Annotated in this window: 1 pseudogene; it reads left to right on the top strand. The window is 48.1% G+C overall.

Annotation, left to right across the window (positions count from 1 at the left end):
• A pseudogene (locus R7093_RS25195) lies at positions 1-761 on the top strand (oxaloacetate decarboxylase); the annotation flags it as partial.

Below are 761 nucleotides of genomic sequence, written 5' to 3' on the forward strand. Positions count from 1 at the left end.
CCGCTACGGCAATCAAAGCGGTAGAGGCTGGTATCGACATCCTCGATACGGCTATTTCTTCGATGAGCTGTACTTACGGGCATACTCCGACAGAAACGGTTGTAGCAATGCTGCAAGGTACTGAGCGCGACACCAATTTGAAACTTGATCAACTAGAACCTATTGCAGCTTACTTCCGTGAAGTACGTAAGAAATACGCGAAGTGGGAAGGGCAACTAAAAGGCGTGGATTCCCGTATCCTTATTGCTCAAGTGCCAGGTGGTATGTTGACGAATATGGAAGGTCAGCTAAAAGAGCAAGGTGCAGCGGATCGTATCGACGAGGTGCTAGAAGAAATCCCACGTGTACGTGAAGATCTTGGCTTTATTCCTCTCGTAACACCGACGTCTCAGATCGTTGGTACTCAAGCCGTCATTAACGTACTGACCGGCGAGCGCTACAAGAACATAACTAAAGAAACCGCTGGTGTTCTCAAAGGTGAGTACGGTGCCGCTCCTGCGGCAGTGAATGCCGATCTACAAGCTAAAGTCCTTGAAGGTAAAGAGCCAATTACGTGCCGCCCTGCTGATTTGTTAGAGTCAGAAATGGAAGCGCTCACGGTGGATTTAATGGATAAGGCTCAGTCTGAAGGCATTAAGCTTGCGAGTGAACGCGTTGATGACGTACTTACTTATGCGTTGTTCCCTCAAGTTGGTCTGAAGTTCCTTAAAAACCGTGGTAACCCTGATGCTTTTGAACCAGCACCTACATTGGAAAGTGCA

The organism is Vibrio sp. 1580 (genome assembly GCF_033340055.1).